Genomic DNA, 686 nt, shown 5'->3' with positions numbered 1-686 from the left:
TGGTGAATGAGCTATACCAGCGGTACCCGCAGGGATTTTACGTGAATGCAGAGCAGCGAATGAACGATGCGAGGGGAGCCGCGAAATATATAGGGCGGTACTTAGCACGTCCGGCGATAGCAGAATACCGTGTCGTGAGCTATGACTACCACAAGGTGCATTATTGGTATGAGGATCACCGAACGGGGAAAAGGGTGGATGTGGTATCGCCGGTGATGAAATTTATCTACGATGTGGTGCAGCACATCCCTCCAAAGCATTTTCGGATGGTGGGACGCTATGGTCTGTACAGCCGGGGGAAAAACAAAGAATCGCAGAAGGTCATTAATCTGTGGCGGTTCATGGTACATAAACAAATCGAGATGACTTTTCCTGCAGAAGTGCTTGTGGTGATTTGGCATGCAGAATATGGGCGAATTTATTATTATGACGAGGAGCGAGAATACGCAAACCAAAGAAAATGGGGGATGAGAAGAGATGGAAAAAGCACGAGGACAAGAGAACGAACAGGAACAAGCCAAAGAACTGGAACGATGGAATCCCTGGGAGGAAGAAGAGGAGCCAGAGGTATGGATTGACTATGTGTGTGTGGAATGCGGAATGCTGGATCCCGTACCTGAATTTATAGTGGCCGAGTGTTCGTATGAACTGGAAGCCGGAGAATCCCCCGAGTTTTTCTGTCCGGC

1 protein-coding gene is annotated in these 686 nt (G+C 48.8%); it reads left to right on the top strand.

Annotation, left to right across the window (positions count from 1 at the left end):
* On the top strand, window positions 1-578 hold a 578-nt coding region (locus QW71_RS36520; protein WP_235441665.1), incomplete at its 5' end, for a transposase.
* Window positions 579-686 lie beyond the last annotated feature (108 nt).

It is taken from the genome of Paenibacillus sp. IHB B 3415, assembly GCF_000802655.2.
In the GTDB taxonomy this organism is placed as follows: domain Bacteria; phylum Bacillota; class Bacilli; order Paenibacillales; family Paenibacillaceae; genus Paenibacillus_AQ; species Paenibacillus_AQ phytohabitans.
Note: the sequence above shows the minus strand (reverse complement) of the source record. Positions and strands in the feature narration are given on the sequence as shown.